Below are 17,946 nucleotides of genomic sequence, written 5' to 3'. Positions count from 1 at the left end.
CCCGGAGATTTTGACCCTGTTGCGGGGTTTTGCGAGCCGATCATGAAACGACGACTCCGTTTCGCCAGGGCATGATCTTCCTGACGATAATGGCCTCCAGCCCGTCCGGCCGCCCTACGGCCTGCCACAGGAGCAGGGAGAAAACCCAGAAGATCGCAAGCGCAGCACCGCTGCATAGGCCGACCCCAACGACGAGCTCGATACCGAGCGGCATGGCAATGAGAACAGGCTGAACCCAGAGCAGGAAACCGATCATCGGCAGGCAGGCCGCAAGCGGCCGGACAAACGCGTAGAGCTGCGCGCCAATCGAGGCACCGATCAGCCGTTGCGTGATGACAAGGCAGACGACATAGGCAACGACAGCGGCGATGACGCGCGCTGCCAGCGCACCGTCAAGCCCGAACATCACGACGCCGAGCACTGTAACCGGTGCCCTCACTGCGAATTCAGCAAACATCCTGAGCGCCACATAGCGGGTCTTGTCGAGAACCATGACGAGCGGCGGCATGATGGTCGTCGGCAGGCCGATCAGGCTGACGGCGCAGAGCCACTGCAAGATCGGCGCCGCAAAGGCCCACTTCTCGCCGACGACGATGCGCAGGATCGGTTCGGCCAGGAAAATAATGACGAACAGGATGGGAGCCGCCACGACCATGATTGCATTGGTGGCCTTCAGATAGGCGGTAATCTGCTTTCCCCGATCGCTGACATTGGAAAAGGCGGCCATCAGCGGACGCATCAGCGGACCAACGAATGTCTGATAGGGAATACCGGCAAGATTATCCGCGACGCTGAAAGCGCCGTAAGTGGAAAGGCTCGTAAAGCGCGGCAGCAGCAGCCGGTCCATCTGCCAGTTGAGTGAGTTGAGAACCTGCGAAATCGTGTTCCAGCCGATCATGTCCTGGAAGTGCTTCCATTCCGAAAGGCTGAGCCTCGGCCGCATCGGTGCGAAGATATAGGAGACGATGGTCGACGCCGTCGGACCAGCAACGGCGCCAATCGCCAGCCCCCAGTAACTGTTGGTAGCAAGCGCGACACCGACGCCGAAGATCAGGGTCGATCCCTTGGCGATGAGGTCGAGGGCAAATTCCCGCCGGAAGTCGAAGCGCTGCATGAAAAGCACCATGCGCGGGCTGATGACGCTACGCATCGCAGGCGCGATCGAAACCACGGCGACCAGCTGAAAAAGCCGCGGATCGTTGTAGATGAGAGCCATCGGCCAGGCGATGATGATCATCAACAGGCTGATCGCCGTTCCTCTGATGAGGCTCAATGTAAAGGCTGTTGCAAACATCCGCTCGGATGGTGAGGGAACACGCACTAACGCCTGGGTGAGCGGCAGATCGAGGATCGCCTCGACGATGACAAGAACCGACGTGGCAATGGCAACGATCCCGAAATCGGCCGTGCTCAAAAGTCTTGCAAGAATGAGCAGGCTCACAAAATCGAGCAGTCGTGCCAGGAATTTTCCGCTGATTGTCCAGATGCTTGCTGTCGCCGTTCTATGCGATACGCTTGACACGATCTATTCCTTGGCCATGAGCAACGAACCTCTTCTGGGGAGCGCCGGGTGCCGCCGCTCCGGGGTTTTTGTGCGTGTCAGCTTACTTTCCTCCTGACAGGGCTTACGGCCTGATGGCCATGCTTGGCGAGTTGCTCATCGATGAGCGAGCCGAGGCGGTCGCGGAACACCGCTGCGGAGAATTTCAGGGCGTGGTTATGGATCGCCACCGGATCGAGCGTGTCCTCGACCGCTTCGAAGGCTGCCATCGTTTCCATCAGCGCTTCCGTACTCTGCTCGGCGAAGCGGAAGCCGACATGCGGTGCGCAGACAGTCTCGCGTGCGCCGCCAGCATCAAAGGCCAGAACCGGCCGGCCGGACGCCATCGCCTCCACCGGCAGAATGCCGAAGTCTTCGATGCCGGGGAACAGCAGCGCGCGGCAGCGCGACAGATGATCGCGCAGAACCGGGAACGGCTGATGGCCGAGAAACTGCACCGTCGGTCCGGCGATTGACCTCAGATAGGCTTCCTGCTCGCCCTCACCGATCACGACCAGATTGCGGCCCATTTCCGTGCAGGCCTTCACGGCAATATCCGGCCGCTTATAGGCGGTGAGCTGGCCCGCATAGAGATAGAACTCGCCCTTGCCCTGCCCGATGGTGAAATCGTCGGTCGCGACCGGCGGATAGATAACAACGGCGTCGCGGTCATAGAAGCGGCGGATACGGCCCGCGACATAGCTGGAATTCGCAACGAAGGTATCGACGCGCGAGGCGGTCGTCACGTCCCAGGCACGCAGCATCGGAGCCGTGAGTGACATCATTGCCTTGCCGATCCATGAAACACCGCGCCGGTACACATGGAACTGATCCCAGATGTAGCGCATCGGCGAATGGCAGTAGCAGATGTGAAGTGCATCCGCCCGGGTGATGACACCCTTGGCGGGGCCGGATTCACTTGAAATGACAAGATCATAATCCTGCAGGTCAAAGTGCTCGAGCGCGAAGGGCATGAGCGGCAGCATCTTCGTGTAATGGCGCGTAGAACGCGGGATCTTCTGCAGGAAGGACGTTTGGATGTTGCGGCTGTTCAGGAAATCGCTGGTACGATCGGGATTRTGCACCAGCGTGAAGATGTCTGCCTGAGGGAACATACGGCAGAGTTCTTCCACTACCTTTTCGCCACCGCGCATCGATACCAGCCAGTAGTGGACGATAGCAACGCGAGGCTGCTTCGCATCGACCCGGCTGCCGGCTTCGACGACCCGGCTTCTTGCCACGACGGGCGCGTCACCGCGGAATGCCATTGCTTCGGGGAGAGAGCTTGCTGCTTTGACAGTCACCTGAACGCTCCTTGTACGATCGCCCCGCCCCTCGGCTCGGGCACTACATTCGTCGGAATCAGACTGCGGTATTGCGCGAGAAGGGCATCGCGCCATTCTTCGTGTGTCGTTGCCAGATTGGGCGATAGCCGGAAGGCACGTTCGCTCATGAGGCGAACATCCTCCTTCGGCATGTTGCGGAAAGCCGTCAGCGTTGTGGCGAAGGCTTCCTCGTCCATCGTGTTGCAGGAGATCGCCATTCCGGCCCTCTCCATTTCCTCGGTGAGGAAAGCGCCCTTGGTCATGATGACGGGAAGGCCGCTGCGCGCCGCCTCGATCGCCACAAGGCCGAACGGCTCCGGATAGCGGGACGGCATGACAAGCGCGCTAGCGGTGCGAATGATCCGGCCGATCTCCGCATGCGACTGCCAGCCCATCGCCCTAACATGATCGCCGGCCGCCACGACGTTCGGCATCAGCGGCCCGTCGCCGATCACGCAAAGCCTTGCACCAGCCCTGCGCGCCGCAGCAAGCGCGTCTTCGATGCCCTTTTCTTCGTCCAGCCGGCCGATGAAGACGAACTCATCATTGTCCTCGGCCGTGACACGCTCGGCGGTCAGTGGCGCGATCGGATTGCGGATGGTGACGAGCCGTTCCGGCCGGTAGCCGGAGCCTACCAGGAACTCGGCCATCTTTTCGTGGAGCAGGATGATCCTGCTGAAGGCGGGGCGGCTTCTCAGCGCGCGCAAGAGATTGGCGCCGCGGGCCGTACGCCATAGCTTTTGCGCATAGCTGCGCTTGTCGCAGGAGGTGGTAATGCAGCCTGCCCCGAGCGGACGCCGCTGGCAGATCTCCTGCGCCTGATAGTCGAAAAAGGCCCCATTGGGACAACCGGTAAAGAAATCATGTGCGTGAACGACGCATCGATCGGCAACGGGCGTAAGCGCGTCGAAGACCGCAGGCGACAGGATCTGATGCCAGCCATGAACATGGTAGGCTGTCTTGGGTGTATCGTTGGCCCGCACCCAGGCGGAAATCATGTTGCCGGCTGCCGGATTATGAATGCCGGTCGCGAAGGCCTTGGCTCGATTGGAACTCAGGAGGTCACGGCTATTCAGCTTGACGATTGAAACGCCGAGGGCCGCAAGCTCCTCGTTCGCTCCATCGTCGCCGCAGATATAGGTCACGGCAATGCCGAGTCCGCAGAAGAGCTTCGCCGACAGGACCGCTAGGGCGGTCGCCCCACCCCTCGCCGTCGAATAGTCGTCAATGACGACCACACGGTCGAGCACCGGGCGCGCCGCGATGCCGTCCCTCCATATTTTTGCATAGCGTCCGGAAGCCGGCCACCGCAACGTCGAAACGGCAGGCCCATTCTCATCAGGACGCAGTTGGCCGATGTCGTTCATAGAAGCTCTCCGACGACAGACACAATGGATGCTTTTTGACGGCCAGGCCCCTAAGCCGTCCATGAGGGTGAAGTGGTCACGGACCGGCTGCGGACGGCAGCCGGATCGTGACGAAGTGCATTATTTTACCAACGCCGCACCGTCGGCATAGGCTTCCAGCGCCTTGCGGTTGAGGATACGGATCCTGCCCTGGGCTCCGTCGATCACCTTGCATTCACGCAGGCGCCGCAAGCACTGGTTGACTTTTTCACGAGAAGCCGGAAGCGTCGCCGCCAGATCGTTCTGGGAAATTATCAGCACGTCCCGGTTCGCCGGCGTATCCTTTCCGTAGACCGAGGATAGCCGCAGAAGCATTGCCGCCAGCCGCGACTGAAGGCTGGATCCGGCGTTCGAAATGATGCGGCGTTCCAACTCGGAAACACGCGCAAGCGTTCTCGAAAAAACCTTCTCCTGGAACTGCGGATCGGTTGCGTACCTCTCCCGCAGCAGCCGGCCTTCGAAAAAGTATAGCTCGCAATCCGAACTGGCTCTATACTCCAGATTCAGTATTTGCTTACGTAATACTTCGAGCTCACCGATCAAACCGCCCCTCGGAATGATCTCGACAATGAACTCCCTGCCGTCTGGCAGCATCGTACTGGCGCTGACTAGCCCGCGCTGCACGCGAGCAAACATATCTACAAAGACTCCAGCGCCTGCAATAAGTTCGCCGCGACGAAAATTTCGTATAGTCGCGCGGCAGAACGGGAAGTCGTCGTCACTTGAGATGCGATTGTTCAAAGATGTATCCGGAACAACGCTAATAGCCGCATTGCCCACAGCGACCCTATAGTCTCTCGTTTGTGTAGCTCCGTCCATGCGCATAACTCCCCAACAAAACAGATTGGTCGTAGCTGATGCTGCACTGCATCATTTATATTGTCCTAACTTGAGAGTCAAATAACAATCGAAGATGACAAGAGCATCTCAAATAATAGTGACAATACCACCAGTTATATAGATTATATTTTTTCTAGTATCCGTCGAATTCAGGAGAGGTATTAAGCCAAACTGCCTATTTTTGGGGCGGTCCATATCAAAATTGTTCAAAAAATAGCTACAACGCCCGGCTTCATCTATTCAAGCCGTGCGCCTCAGACGCTATGTAAGTTAAATTTTCGAATAAAATTAGGATGTAGAAATCCCCTGCCGCCGAATTCGTAGAGAACTCCGTAGCATTACAGTATTAGCATAAAGAATTTGCTAATCATTATGACCGCGGTCACAGACAAGCACATTGCGCTGCACCAAACTTCATAAGGTTCTAACCGGAAACTTTTGGAGTCGGTCGATGACTTGGGAAACACAGAGTATTGAAGTTCGTGAATCCTGGCCGAACGTTGACCAGTCCGGGCCGAATAACGATCGTCGCATAGTATCACGGCCTCATGTGGTCGGAAGGGCATCCAAGCGCGCGGTTGATATCGTGGTGGCAACCACCGCTTTGGTTCTGCTGTCACCTCTGATGCTGATCGCAGCACTCATCGTAAAGTTGAGCGATCCCGGGCCGGTCTTCTATTCGCATACGCGTATTGGATATGGGGGCGCCGCCTTCGGCTGTCTCAAGTTCCGCACCATGAAGACCGATGCCGCCGCACAGCTCGCCGAGTTGCTGCGCGCCAATCCCTCAGCGCGGGCCGAGTGGGAAACGACGCGGAAGCTGAAGAACGATCCGCGCATCACCACTGTCGGTGAGATCCTGAGGAAGTCCAGCATCGATGAGCTTCCGCAGCTCATCAATATCTTGCGCGGCGAAATGAGCGTTGTAGGCCCGCGGCCGGTGACGGCTGAAGAACTCGCCCGCTACGGCGAGCATGTCACAAGCTATATGGCCGCAAGACCAGGCCTGACCGGACAGTGGCAGACCAGCGGCCGCAACGATGTCAGCTACGAATATCGCGTCGCGCTTGATGTCCAATATGTCCGTGACTGGTCGCTCGCGCGCGATTTCATCATCATCGCAAAGACCGTTCCGGCCCTGTTCTCGCAGCGCGGCTGCTACTAATCCAAGAACGCGCATGGCCCGACCGGGGCCATGCGCACCTGCTGGATATCAACAAAGAAGACACTCTCGCCCTTTGGATCAGGACACTATGAACTCAAATCACGTCTTCAGCAGCGTCTCCCCGATATCTTTGCCGGCCACTGCCAGCGGTAGTTCGTCGCTGACGCTGCGGGACATGTCCTTTTTTGTCAGGATGCGTTGGCCTTGGATCGTGTCTACCATCCTGGTCTTCCTGGCACTTGCCGCTGCCTATCTCCTCATCGCCAAGCCGACCTACGTGGCCAGTACCCAGCTTATGGTCTTCCCGCAGGTGAACGGCTCGGACGCTCAACGCGCGTTCGCCGAAGACGCCTTCATCGATGCACAGCTTGAAATAGCGAAGTCCAGCGACGTGCTTGGTGGCGCCGCTAGCGCGCTGAACCTCGCCAACGATCCGGCCTTCTCCAATCAGTCCCTTTCCCTGCAGGACAAGGTCAAGGACTGGCTGACGGGCAACCCTGCCAGCACCGCCCCGCCGGAGACGGCACAGGGGGATGCAACCTCGGGCAATGCCCAGCCCGCAGCGGCGAGCCAAGAAGCGCAGCGGACCGACCGGGCGATCGCACGGCTGCGCAATATTGTCGCGATGCGCCGCATCGGCCAGTCGACAATCCTCGAAATATCCGCATCCGCATCCAACCCGCAGGGGGCGGTCGAGATCGCCGATGCAGTTGCCCAGCAATACATCCGCAAGAATGTCCAGATGAAGGCCGCTGCGGCCCAGCAGTACAGCGAATGGCTGGAACAGTTCGTCAATGAGCAGCAGCGCGGGCTTGCCGATGCCGCAAGTGCGCTTGCGACCTTCAAGGCGAATCCACGCGACCAATTCAAGCTTGCCGAGTTGCAGAGCGCGACCGACGCGCGCCGCACCCTCTTCGAAAACACCCTTACGCAGTACACCGAGGCAAAGCAGCGCATTTCCTATCCTGTCTCCGACGCCACCATAGTTTCGCGGGCCACCTCACCGCTCTCCAAGGCGCAGCCGAACAATTCGCTGATCCTCGCCTTCGCGCTGATCGTAGGCGCCGGTTCCGGCCTTGGCCTGGCCATGATCCGCCATGTCAGCGACCGGCGCATCATGCGCACCAACCAGCTCTCGCAGGCGGCCGGCCTGTCTTTCGTCACACCTCTTGGACGCGCAAAAAGGGCTGGCCGCGCGGCGGCGTTGCCTACTGCCAATGATAGCGGCACCGTCGCCTATCCAATGATCCCCGGAATGGCCGAACTTGGTGCGACTGTCACCGGCTTTCGCCGCAGACGGCGCGTGGTGATCGGCATCGTGGCCGTTAACCCGGGCGGAGGAGCATCCACCATCGCCTGCGAGCTTGCCGTGCTCTCGGCAATATCAGGTTCGCGTACCTTGCTGATCGATGCCGCGGCGACAAAATCTTCCCTGAGCAAGTCCATTGCGCCGAATAGTTCAGCCGGCCTGATCGACGTGCTCGACAATATCGAGGCAATCCGCACCGCCACCCTGTCACTGACACCGACGCTGAAGTTCCTGCCTCTTGGCAAGGTCCGCGCCGTGACGCCCGCCGTCCGTCTGAGCTCGCGCCGCACCCAGCTCAACTTCAGCGACCTGAAGAAGGAATTCGACGCCATATTCGTCGATATCTCCGCCTTCACCTCGTCACCGGACGCCAATGCGATCGCTCCGGAATTGGACGGCGTTCTCGTCGTAACCTCTTACGGCCGCACTTCGATTGACGAGACCGTTCGCGTCGTCGACAGCATGCGCAATGTCGGCGCGGAAATCCTCGGCGCGATCATCAACAACACGCCAGCGAGTGTTCAGACATGATGGCTCCGATCCCACAAGCACCGAAGCTGAAGATCGCCGTCGGCATTGCCTCGGCGGGCCGGCCAGCGACGCTTCTGGAGACGGTAACCTATATCGACAGCCTTAAGCCTCACCCGGAGCGCATCATCATCTGCATCTCCAACCTGGACGACGCTGCCGGGCTCGCCGACCGAAAGGGCGTGGAATTGGTGGTCGGCCCCCGCGGCCTGACCTGCCAGCGCAACCGGATTATTGAGGCCGCAAACGCGGATATGGACGTGCTGATCTTCCTCGACGACGACTTCATTCCCGCGCCCGGCTTTATTCCGCGCATGGCAGCCGTTTTCGCCGACAATCCGGATGTGGTCATCGCGACCGGAGACGTCCTCGCCGACGGCATTCTCGGCAAGGGGCTGACCCAGTCGGAAGCCATGCATGTCATCAAGACCGCAGGCGAAAGAGGCGAGCAGGTGACCGAAATCTATAACGCCTATGGATGCAACATGGCGGTTCGGCTAGCGCCAATTGTCAGCCACGGGCTCGCCTTCGACGAGGAGTTGCCGCTCTACGGCTGGCTCGAAGATGTCGATTTCAGCCGGTCCATCGCCCGTTACGGACGATCGGTACGTATTTCGGGCGCCTGCGGCGTCCATCTCGGCGTCAAGTCCGGACGCCAGCCCGGTAAGAGGCTCGGCTATTCGCAAGTCGCAAATCCCGTGCATCTGATGCGCAAGGGCACCATGTCCTTGACCCGCGCGCTAGCGCAGATCGGCCGCAATATCCTGGCGAACGCCCGAGGCACCCTGCTCAATGATCGCGCGGTCGACCGTCGTGGTCGGCTGAACGGCAATTTCCTGGCTTTGTCCGATCTGCTGATGGGACGTGCATCTCCCATGCGCATCCTCGAACTCAGCCAGTCCTCAAATCGCGAGATGCCTTCGCCATCCATCGCGGCAAAACGGAGGTAACAGACGCCATGTGGCCCATGTCTTTCCTTGATCGTCTTCCATTCGTTGGCCTTGCCGCCGTCTTTACCTGCGCGATGGGGTGGAGTGCTGCCCACGCCGACAGCTACACGCTCGTCCCCGAGGACAAGATAAAGCTGCGGGTCGTGGAATGGCGTTCCACCGATTCCAAATATGCGAGCTGGGAAGCTCTCGATGGAACCTACAGCGTCGATGATGCGGGCAATCTTTCGATCCCGATCGCCGGTCAAATCAGAGCCTCCGGCCAGACGACCGAGCAGTTGTCGGATGCCATTTCAGACGCACTGGCCGACAAGGCCGACCTTCCTGGAAGGCCCTTCATTGCTGTCGAAATCGACCAGCACGCGCCGATCTTCGTCAACGGCAGCATCGAGCGGCCGGGACGCTATCCCTTCGAGGCCAATATGACCGTCATCAAGGCCGTCAGCATTGCAGGCGGCTACATGCGGTCGCGTGACGACAGCAGCTACTATCAGCGAGACCGCATCCAGTCGGCCGGCGACTATCGCTCAGCCCTCCTGAATCGTCGCGATCTCTTGATGCGCGCAGCCCGCCTGCGCGCCGAGATCGCCGGTCAGTCGGATTTCGACATTCCTGCCGAGATCGCAGGCGTCCCGGATATCGACAAGCTCAAGGCGGAGGAACTGAACCTGATGCGCCTGCGGGCTGTCGAGTCCAACAGCCAGATTGAGGCGGCAGACGATCTGAGCCGCCTCTATACGCAGGAAATCCAGTCGCTGGAGGCCAAGATCGTCTCCCAGAAGCGGCAGATCGACCTTGCACAGCAGGAGCTGAACAACGTCAACAGCCTCGTCAGCAAGGGCCTGACCAGCAATACCCGCCAATATTCGGTGGACCGCGGCCTGGCTGAAACCCAGAGCGAACTGCTGGACCTTGAGATCGCGCTGACCAAGTCCCGCCAGGGGCTGAACGAGAGCCAGCGCGAAAAGGCAACTATTATCAACAAGCGGAACGCCGAAAACCAGCAGGAGCTGAACACGCTCAGCCTCGCCATCAACAAGGCGGGCATCGACATGCAGGTCGCGCAACTCCTCGGCGATCAGGCCGGATACAGCGCCGAACTCGCCCGCATGGGTGCAGAATCGACGCTCCTCGGCACGACGAAGAAGAACTTCAAGATCATTCGCCGCAACGAGGACGGCAGCTACACCAATATCGTGGCAGATGAAAACACCGCCCTGTTGCCGCATGACATCATCGAGATCGGCGTCGAGGCAGCTGCCGATGCCTCATCTGCTGCATCGCAGCCGCAGCAGCCCGCCGCCGCCCTCATCCCTAATGTAGCCCGAAGCGATGCGCCCCGTCCGAACTGGGTATCGCAGACGGGATCGAACTAGGAGACCACTGTAGGATTATGCCTGTTAGCGTCGGAGTTCAGTTCATGTCTGCATTTGCCGTCTTTTTGCGCCGCACGCAGGGTCTGCGTGGCGTGACGGCAGAGAATCTTCGACCCTGTTCGGAGGTAGCGGCATGACAATTGAACCGATCGGCTTCCTCGTCTTCCTGCTCGGCCTGGCGCTCGTCTACTATGGATCCCGCTTTGCGATCACGGCGCTCTGCATCTCCACGCTGCTCGGCGCAGCCGCAGCCTTCCAGCTTCCCGCACTCGGCGGCAGCAGCATTCAGCCGAGCCATCTGCTGCTGCTCTTCGTCACGATCGGTGTGTTGCTGCGTCCGCGCCAGAAACAGGCGGCCCTGACAAGCCTGGCCTATCCCGGCCCCGGCTTCTGGTTTGCGGCCTATGTTCTGTTTTCCGCCGTATCGGCCTTCTTCCTGCCCCGCATTTTCGCCGGCGCGACACTGGTTTATTCATCCGCACGCAGCAGTTCTGGCTTGATGTCGATCATGGCATCGCCGCTGGCGCCGGGTTCTTCCAATCTCACGCAGTCCGTCTACCTGCTCGGCGACCTCATCTGCTTCGCTGTCGTCTGCGGTTTTGCCCGGCTCGGGCACGGGCGCTTCATCGCCCGCCAGCTCATCGTCACGGCGCTCGTCTGCCTGGGTTTCGCCCTGCTCGATATTGCGACGTTCACGATAGGTCAGCCCGACCTGCTCGATTTCATGCGCAACGCCAACTATACGATGCACACAGCCGAGGTCATCGGCGGCTTCAAGCGCATCGTCGGTTCCTTCCCAGAAGCAAGTGCCTATGGTGCCGCGGCTCTGGTGTTTTTCAGCTTCACCCTCATCCTCTGGCTTGAGCGCTTCCCGAGCCGCTTCACCGGCTTTGCAACGGTATCGGTCGGCCTGACCCTGATCCTTTGCACCTCGACGACGGCCTATGTCGCCGGCCTCTTCATGATCGGTGTTGCGATCCTGTTTAGCCTCAAGCGGCTTTTGAGCGGCCAGGCCACACGTCCCTATGCGACCTTCCTTCTTATCACTCTGCTCATGGTGCCCTGCGTGATCATGGCTGTGGCCCTGGTCCCGAGCGCGTGGAACGCCGTCGGCGATTTGGCGAACGTCACCCTAGCTAACAAGCTAGAATCGCAATCCGGCGAGGAGCGCACCGCCTGGAACACATTGGCGCTAGTCTCTTTCGTGGAGACGGCCACTTTCGGGGCAGGCCTCGGCACCGTGCGCGCATCGAGCTTCGCCGCCGCACTTCTGTCGAACGTCGGGCTCACCGGGACGGTTCTATTCGTGCTCTTCCTTTACAGCCTCCTGACGGCTGCTGCTCGCAGCAAACTGGCGAGCCGTGAAAACCGGGCGATTGGGATGGCTGCCGTTTTCGCTTCCGTCGCGCAGATTGCCTCGGCGACGATTTCCGGAAGCAGCACCGACCTCGGCCTGCTTTTCAGCATCACGGCCGGGCTTGCAAGCGGTTGCCTGACCGCCCCCTACGGGCAGCAGAACCGCATGGCCCGTCTGCAGAGGACGCCGGCATCTCTGATGAGTACGCCGGTATTTCCATCACGATGATGTGCGGGGCAGAAAACATGTCGGTGATGTCAGCCCTGCTGCTGCTTGCTCGGCACGGGCGCCGGGTCGACGATCGCACTCTCCTTGGACGGCTTGCGGCTGCGGCGCCAAAGCCCTGCCAGGAAGACACCCGTTACATAGCAGGCCTGCATCAGCACGAGGATAGCGAGACCGTAAAGCGCGGCTTCAAGCAGCGACGCGTTTTGATGAGCCACGATGCCGAAACCGAGGGCTACAACGATCGCGAAAATAGCGAAGGCCCAGGCGCGAATGGCCGCTCCGGCTGCGAGCGAAATCAGTATCACAATGATCGTGCCGTTCAGCATTGCGATGCCTTATTCCTTTCTATCGTCCCACATGCGCCCCGTGCCGATCTTCACATTACAGGGCTAAATCCACAACACCCGGCTTTTGGTAGTGGAGCGATAGCAATGGTTAATTTTCTCACAATCCGCCGTGATCAAAACGCCGACGAGGCACGATTGGCTCCCGACCGGACGAGAAATTACCCGCTTGTAACAAGTACAGGACAGCAACTCGACAAAGAGAAATTTTTTACAGACTCAATAAAGACACCTGCCGACAAAGAACTACGAGAAGGATTGTACCATGAGTAATCAGTGCGTGGCCTACGTTACGGATGTCGAATATTCTTTTCCGACTATTCTCTCGGCGCTGCAGGCCCGAAAATTTGCAAATCCTGAGACGGATGTCTGTGTTCTTATGTCGGAACATCTGGACAATTTTGAGGAGCTGAAGAGCCTGCTGGCGTTGAGCGGTGTCAAGCTGATGGATGCGACAGAAGCACTGCACCAATCCCTCGGCAAGCTCGATGGTTCGCATTTCATGGGCCGTATCAGCGTCAGCACCATGGCCAAGCTCGTACTCGCCCAGATCCTGCCTGACAATTATACCCAGATCATCTACCTGGATGGCGACACGCAGATCGTCAGCAGCCTTGCCGATCTCGAAAATGCGTTCGCGCCGCCTGGAAAGTTCTTCGCGGCCCGCGATTACACATCTATCAATGGCTTGCTGCAAAACGGCAAGGACAGCAGTTATTTCAATGCCGGCGTTCTGAAATTCCACCGCGACGGCTGGATCGGGCCGGAAGCGCTGCAACTCTTTGCCACGAACCCGGAAGCATGCGACGGCAAGCATGATCAGGGCGCGTTGAACTATGTTTGCGGCTCCTCGCTCATCCTGGTGTCGAACCGCTGGAACTTCCCCAAGCAGTTCCTGCATCTGGTGGACATGTCCTCGCTCGCCATCGTCCACTATATGGCGCACCCCAAGCCCTGGCACGGCACGTTCTTCCCGTGGAGCGATACCGAAAGCCAAGTCTATATCGATCTGCGCAAGACACACCCAGCCTATAACGCGCTCTACCGGGGCATCAGCTTCGACCGCAAGGTGGTCTACAAATATCGTTCGATGCGCGAGCGCGTGAGGCATGCCCTTCAGAATGAGATGCCCAATCCGCGCGTCCAGACCCTGCTCGCGGGCGACTATGTCGTCTGACGAAAAGTCGGCCCGATCCCCTGCAGGCAGAGCCGGTCTTTAAAGCCGGCACCAGTGTTCAGGAGCAGAAATGAGTGCTTTGACGACCAGCATCTCGCACTACGCCAAGGCGCGGCTGCGCCGTTCRCTGAAGGCCGGCCAGGTCGGCTATGCCGGGCTGCGCGACAGCCTGAAGCAGGCACGCCACGTGCTGATCTGCGTGATCCGCGACGAAGGACACCGGATGGAGTTCTTCCTGCAATATTATCGCGATCTCGGTGTCGAGCACTTCATCTGCATCGACAATGGTTCGAGTGACGGCACGGCCGAACTCCTGTCCGGCATGCAGGATGTTTCGCTGTTGTCAGCCACCGGTTCCTACAAGGCAGCGCGCTTCGGCAATGACTGGATCAACGCGGTCATGAACCGCCATTGCCAGGAAAAATGGGTTCTCTATGTCGATGCGGATGAGTTTCTCGTCTATCCGCATTGCGATACGCGTTCGATCAGCCAGTTGACCGCCTATATGGAATCCGTCGGTGCCCGCTCGCTGCGCTCGGTCATGATCGACATGTACAGCCGCGATCCCGTCAGCGAAAACATCTGCGAGCCCGGCCGCAATCCGCTCGAGGTCTGCAGCCTCTTCGACCGCTCAGGCTATGAATCGCATTTCGACAAGAACAGCCGCACCATCTGGATCAAGGGCGGTGTACGCGGTCGTGTCTATTTTCGCGGCCGCATCTGGGATGGCCCCGCGCTCAACAAGATCCCACTGATCTACGTATCCGGTGAACGCCTCTATCTCAAATCCTCGCACCAGGTCTGGCCGCTCGCCCTGAACCTTGGCGAAATGCGCGGCGCCGTCGGAATCACAAGCGCCCTCCTGCACTTCAAGTTCCTGTCGAGCTTCCTCAACAAGGTCGCTGATCCCGCCAACCGCTCGGAGCATACTGCCGAGTACACGATGTACTCTTCCCCCGAAGACGCTCGCAACTTCGTCTACACGGGCACCAGCACCTATCACCACTGGAAGGATCTCTCCGACAGCGGTCTTATACAGGGCGAGGGTTGGCAACTCTGGCGCAGCGCGTCCGACAGCGACCTGCGGCAGCAGAGTCTGCTTTCACAGGAAAAAGCAGGTGCCCCGGCACAGGGAGACACAGTCATCGTGGGCGAAGCGCAAGCTTCCCGTTGAATTCGTACATTAGGATAGCGCCTCGGCCGGCCCTTGACTCCGGGTCGCTGCTGCCGAGGCTACCTTAAACATCCGTATTAACATCCGCATTTACGGTAACTTACTTCCATCCGCGCTGTAGCGCTGCCTAGAGTGCCGGACTGTTGAACCAGGAAGTGATCATGCTGCGACGCACTCTCCTCGCCGCACTTTCCGTGCTGGCAGGCTGCGGCCATCCGACCGGGGTGATGACCCCTGTCGCCCTCACCGCCAATACTCCAAAAACATCACAGGTCGAGATGCTGGTGGCGACCACCCGTCAGCCTTCCGCAAATCCTGCGACGCTTTTCAATGGGGAGCGCAGTCCGAAACCCTACCTGACGGATATCGCAATTTCCATTCCGCCGAAGCGTGCGGCTGGCACCGTACAATGGCCCGAAAAGCTGCCGCCGAACCCAGCGACCGATTTCGCGGTCACGCGGGTCGAGCAGCTCGAGACGCGGGCGGAAGGGCGTGCCTGGTTCCAACAGCATCTCGTTGATGGCCACGCACTCGTTTTCATACACGGCTTCAACAATACCTATGAGGATTCCGTCTTCCGCCTCGCCCAGATCGTCCACGACAGCGGCATGAAGGCGACGCCGGTCCTTTTCACCTGGCCTTCGCGTGCACAGCTGACAGCCTATGAATACGACAAGGAAAGCACGAACTATTCGCGCACGGCACTCGAACAAGCGCTGCGGATTCTCGCTCAGGATCCGAGCGTCAAGGATATCACTATTCTTGCCCATTCCATGGGAACCTGGCTCGCCATGGAATCTCTGCGCCAGATGGGCATCCGTGACGGGCATGTGAACACCAAGATCCGCGACGTCATTCTTGCCTCGCCCGATATCGACATACAGGTTTTCGCCAAGCAGTTCGTGGAAATGGGCACACCCCATCCGAAATTCACGATCTTCGTTTCGCAGGATGATCGCGCTTTAGCAGTTTCAAGCTTCATCACCGGAAAAGTATCCCGGCTGGGCGCCATCGACCCGTCCAAGGAACCCTATCGCAGCCGGCTGGAAGAGGCCGGCATTACGGCCATCGATCTGACGAAGGTCGACACCGGTGACAAGCTCAATCACGGCAAATTTGCCGAAAGCCCCGAAATCGTTCAGCTGATCGGCCAGCGGCTGATGACAGGCCAGCCCCTGACGGACTCCAACATCACCTTCGGCGAGGGCGTTGCCGCCGTCGTAGGAGGCACGGTGCAAACAGTGGGTAAGGTCGCCGGCACGGCGGTCGCAGCACCGCTGACGATCGTCGAACGGCCTCTGCCAGCCGCCGCAAAACCAGTAGAAGTCGAAGATACACTTCGCGCCGATCCGCAATCGAAGCCGCTGACGCAGTAACGAGCGCGATTTACGTGGGCGGTTACGTCTCGCAACACCGGCATTTACGGTAACGTACTTCCGCAAACGACCTCAAAGTAGAAGTCTCTCGCGGTCGAATGGCGACGATCCAGTTCCGGCGGGGTCCTCCCTGCCCGACACCAGGGAGAGCGTAATGTTGAACGACCTTGCGAAGGGGAGGACGTGATGGCCACGACACTCTCCGGGAGACTTCTTTCGGCAACGGCAGCAATCGCAACGAGCCTCGCCGCTGCCCCCTTCATTTCGATTGCCTACGCTCAGGAGGCGGCTCCTGCCGCAACGGCAGCGCCAGCAACGCCCGACAAACCGAATATCCTCGTCATCTTCGGTGATGACGTCGGCCAGACGAATATCAGCGCTTATTCCTTCGGCGTCATGGGCTATCGCACGCCCAACATCGATCGCATCGCCAAGGAAGGCTTGATGTTCACGGATTATTATGCCGAGAACAGCTGCACGGCGGGCCGCTCCACCTTCATAACCGGCCAGGTCTGCCTGCGCACCGGTCTCTGCAAGGTCGGCATTCCCGGCGCAACCGTTGGCCTGCAGGCGCGTGACATCACCATTGCCCAGGCCCTCAAACCGCTCGGTTATTCGACGGGCCAGTTTGGCAAGAACCACCTTGGCGATCGCGACGAATTCCTGCCGACCAAGCATGGTTTCGATGAATTCTACGGCAACCTCTATCACCTGAATGCCGAAGAGGAGCCGGAACGTCCCTATTATCCGAAAGACGATGAGGAGTTCGTCCGCACCAGCTCACCGCGCGGCGTGCTGAAGGCAACGGCAGACGGAAAGATCGAGGATACCGGTGCACTTAACACCAAGCGCATGGAAACCATCGACGATGAGACGACCGCCGCGGCGATCGATTTCATGGACCGGCAGGTCAAGGCGGGCAAACCCTTCTTCACCTGGATGAACACGACCCGCATGCATGCCTTCACGCATGTGCGGGCGTCGATGCAGGGCCAGAGCGGCATGCCCGGCAACGAATATGCAGATGGCATGATCGAGCATGACGGCGACGTCGGCAAGCTCTTGAAAGCCCTCGACGATCTCGGCGTCGCCGACAATACGATCGTCGTCTACACGACCGACAACGGGCCCAACCAATGGTCCTGGCCGGATGCCGCTACCACGGCGTTCCGCAGCGAGAAGGATACCAACTGGGAAGGCGCGTTCCGCGTTCCCGCCCTGGTGCGCTGGCCGGGCCATATCAAGGCCGGCGAGGTCTCCAACCAGATGATGTCCGGCCTCGACTGGTTCCCGACGCTGCTTGCCGCGGCCGGCGACCCAGGCATCAAGGACGAGCTGGTAAAAGGCACGACGATCGGTGGCAACCAATTCAAGGTCCATCTCGACGGCTATAACCAGCTTCCCTATCTCACGGACCAGCAAGAGAAATCGAACCGTCAGGACTTCTACTACTTCAACGACGACGGACAGCTCGTCGCCTATCGCTACAACAACTGGAAGATCGTCTTCTGCGAACAGCGGGAGCCGGGTGGCTTCGTGGTATGGGCCAATCCTTTCGTCTGCCTGCGCGCACCGAAGGTCTTCAATCTCAGGATGGACCCGTACGAGCGAGCCGATGTCGTCTCCGACCAGTATTACGACTGGCTGGCGAAGAATGCCTATCTCATCCAGTACGGCGTCTGGCGTGTTGCGCCATTCCTCCAGACCTTCCGCGAATTCCCGCCAAGCCAACGTTCGGCGAGCTTCAGCGTCGACCAGATGGTTGAGGCGCTGATGCGATCGCTCGAGCAGAGCCCAGCTGGCGCCCAATAGCATCGCCTGGCGAAAGACCGCAGGCGCGGCGAATTCTGT

At 59.5% G+C, this 17,946-nt stretch carries 15 protein-coding genes; 9 read left to right on the top strand and 6 right to left on the bottom strand.

Translation table 11 applies throughout. The features are described from left to right. Positions 1-40 precede the first annotated feature (40 nt). From AC1DM5_RS03765 to AC1DM5_RS03750, 4 genes are all read right to left on the bottom strand, one after another. On the bottom strand, positions 41-1,522 hold the full coding sequence (locus AC1DM5_RS03765; protein ID WP_477821100.1) for a lipopolysaccharide biosynthesis protein: 1,482 nt from the start codon (positions 1,520-1,522) through the stop codon (positions 41-43). Between the two features lie 77 nt (positions 1,523-1,599). Beyond that, positions 1,600-2,844 carry a glycosyltransferase family 4 protein gene (locus AC1DM5_RS03760; RefSeq protein WP_477821101.1) on the bottom strand — a complete coding sequence of 415 codons (1,245 nt, stop codon included), beginning with the start codon at positions 2,842-2,844 and terminating at the stop codon, positions 1,600-1,602. Beyond that, the gene (locus AC1DM5_RS03755; protein ID WP_477821102.1) at positions 2,841-4,232 is read right to left on the bottom strand and encodes a glycosyltransferase family 4 protein; all 1,392 of its coding nucleotides are present in this window, start codon (positions 4,230-4,232) and stop codon (positions 2,841-2,843) included. Before AC1DM5_RS03755 ends, AC1DM5_RS03760 begins: the two co-directional genes overlap by 4 nt. Before the next feature lie 120 nt (positions 4,233-4,352). Then, entirely contained in the window at positions 4,353-5,090 is a 738-nt protein-coding gene (locus AC1DM5_RS03750) for a Crp/Fnr family transcriptional regulator (protein ID WP_477821103.1), read from the bottom strand. 472 nt (positions 5,091-5,562) lie between these two features. On the opposite strand from AC1DM5_RS03750, the gene AC1DM5_RS03745 reads away from it, so the two are divergent. Beyond that, positions 5,563-6,276 (top strand): sugar transferase, encoded by a 714-nt coding sequence (locus AC1DM5_RS03745; protein WP_477821104.1) that lies wholly within the window; start codon positions 5,563-5,565, stop codon positions 6,274-6,276. Positions 6,277-6,375: 99 nt separating this feature from the next. Here the strand turns inward: AC1DM5_RS03745 and AC1DM5_RS03740 are convergent, their stop codons facing one another. Then, positions 6,376-6,498, bottom strand: a complete 123-nt coding sequence (locus AC1DM5_RS03740; RefSeq protein ID WP_310386069.1) for a hypothetical protein — start codon at positions 6,496-6,498, stop codon at positions 6,376-6,378. On the opposite strand from AC1DM5_RS03740, the gene AC1DM5_RS03735 reads away from it, so the two are divergent. The 4 genes from AC1DM5_RS03735 to AC1DM5_RS03720 all read left to right on the top strand — a co-directional run bounded on the left by AC1DM5_RS03735 (position 6,488) and on the right by AC1DM5_RS03720 (position 12,024). After that, complete coding sequence (locus AC1DM5_RS03735; RefSeq protein WP_477821105.1) at positions 6,488-8,116, top strand: sugar transporter; 1,629 nt, start codon at positions 6,488-6,490, stop codon at positions 8,114-8,116. The two genes, AC1DM5_RS03740 and AC1DM5_RS03735, sit on opposite strands and share 11 nt — an antisense overlap. Then, entirely contained in the window at positions 8,113-9,063 is a 951-nt protein-coding gene (locus tag AC1DM5_RS03730; RefSeq protein WP_477821106.1) for a glycosyltransferase family 2 protein, read from the top strand. Before AC1DM5_RS03735 ends, AC1DM5_RS03730 begins: the two co-directional genes overlap by 4 nt. Before the next feature lie 8 nt (positions 9,064-9,071). Beyond that, the gene (locus tag AC1DM5_RS03725) at positions 9,072-10,439 is read left to right on the top strand and encodes a polysaccharide biosynthesis/export family protein (protein ID WP_113322670.1); all 1,368 of its coding nucleotides are present in this window, start codon (positions 9,072-9,074) and stop codon (positions 10,437-10,439) included. Positions 10,440-10,572: 133 nt separating this feature from the next. Then, positions 10,573-12,024, top strand: coding sequence for a hypothetical protein (locus AC1DM5_RS03720; RefSeq protein ID WP_477821108.1), 1,452 nt, complete (start codon positions 10,573-10,575; stop codon positions 12,022-12,024). Positions 12,025-12,053: 29 nt separating this feature from the next. Here AC1DM5_RS03720 and AC1DM5_RS03715 read toward each other — a convergent pair whose 3' ends face one another. Further along, the gene (locus tag AC1DM5_RS03715) at positions 12,054-12,350 is read right to left on the bottom strand and encodes a hypothetical protein (RefSeq protein ID WP_477821109.1); all 297 of its coding nucleotides are present in this window, start codon (positions 12,348-12,350) and stop codon (positions 12,054-12,056) included. A gap of 283 nt (positions 12,351-12,633) precedes the next feature. On the opposite strand from AC1DM5_RS03715, the gene AC1DM5_RS03710 reads away from it, so the two are divergent. From AC1DM5_RS03710 to AC1DM5_RS03695, 4 genes are all read left to right on the top strand, one after another. Next, positions 12,634-13,545 carry a glycosyltransferase gene (locus AC1DM5_RS03710; RefSeq protein ID WP_113181746.1) on the top strand — a complete coding sequence of 304 codons (912 nt, stop codon included), beginning with the start codon at positions 12,634-12,636 and terminating at the stop codon, positions 13,543-13,545. Positions 13,546-13,615: 70 nt separating this feature from the next. After that, a complete protein-coding gene (locus tag AC1DM5_RS03705) occupies positions 13,616-14,719 on the top strand; it encodes a glycosyltransferase family 2 protein (protein ID WP_477821110.1) in 1,104 nt (367 codons plus the stop codon). Positions 14,720-14,880: 161 nt separating this feature from the next. Further along, on the top strand, positions 14,881-16,095 hold the full coding sequence (locus tag AC1DM5_RS03700; RefSeq protein ID WP_477821111.1) for an alpha/beta hydrolase: 1,215 nt from the start codon (positions 14,881-14,883) through the stop codon (positions 16,093-16,095). Between the two features lie 186 nt (positions 16,096-16,281). Beyond that, the gene (locus AC1DM5_RS03695) at positions 16,282-17,907 is read left to right on the top strand and encodes an arylsulfatase (RefSeq protein ID WP_477821112.1); all 1,626 of its coding nucleotides are present in this window, start codon (positions 16,282-16,284) and stop codon (positions 17,905-17,907) included. The last annotated feature ends 39 nt before the right edge of the window (positions 17,908-17,946 follow it).

Source organism: Rhizobium sp. 01T437, assembly GCF_056398505.1.
The sequence above is the reverse complement of the archived record's forward strand: the minus strand, read 5'-3'. Positions and strand labels throughout refer to the sequence as shown.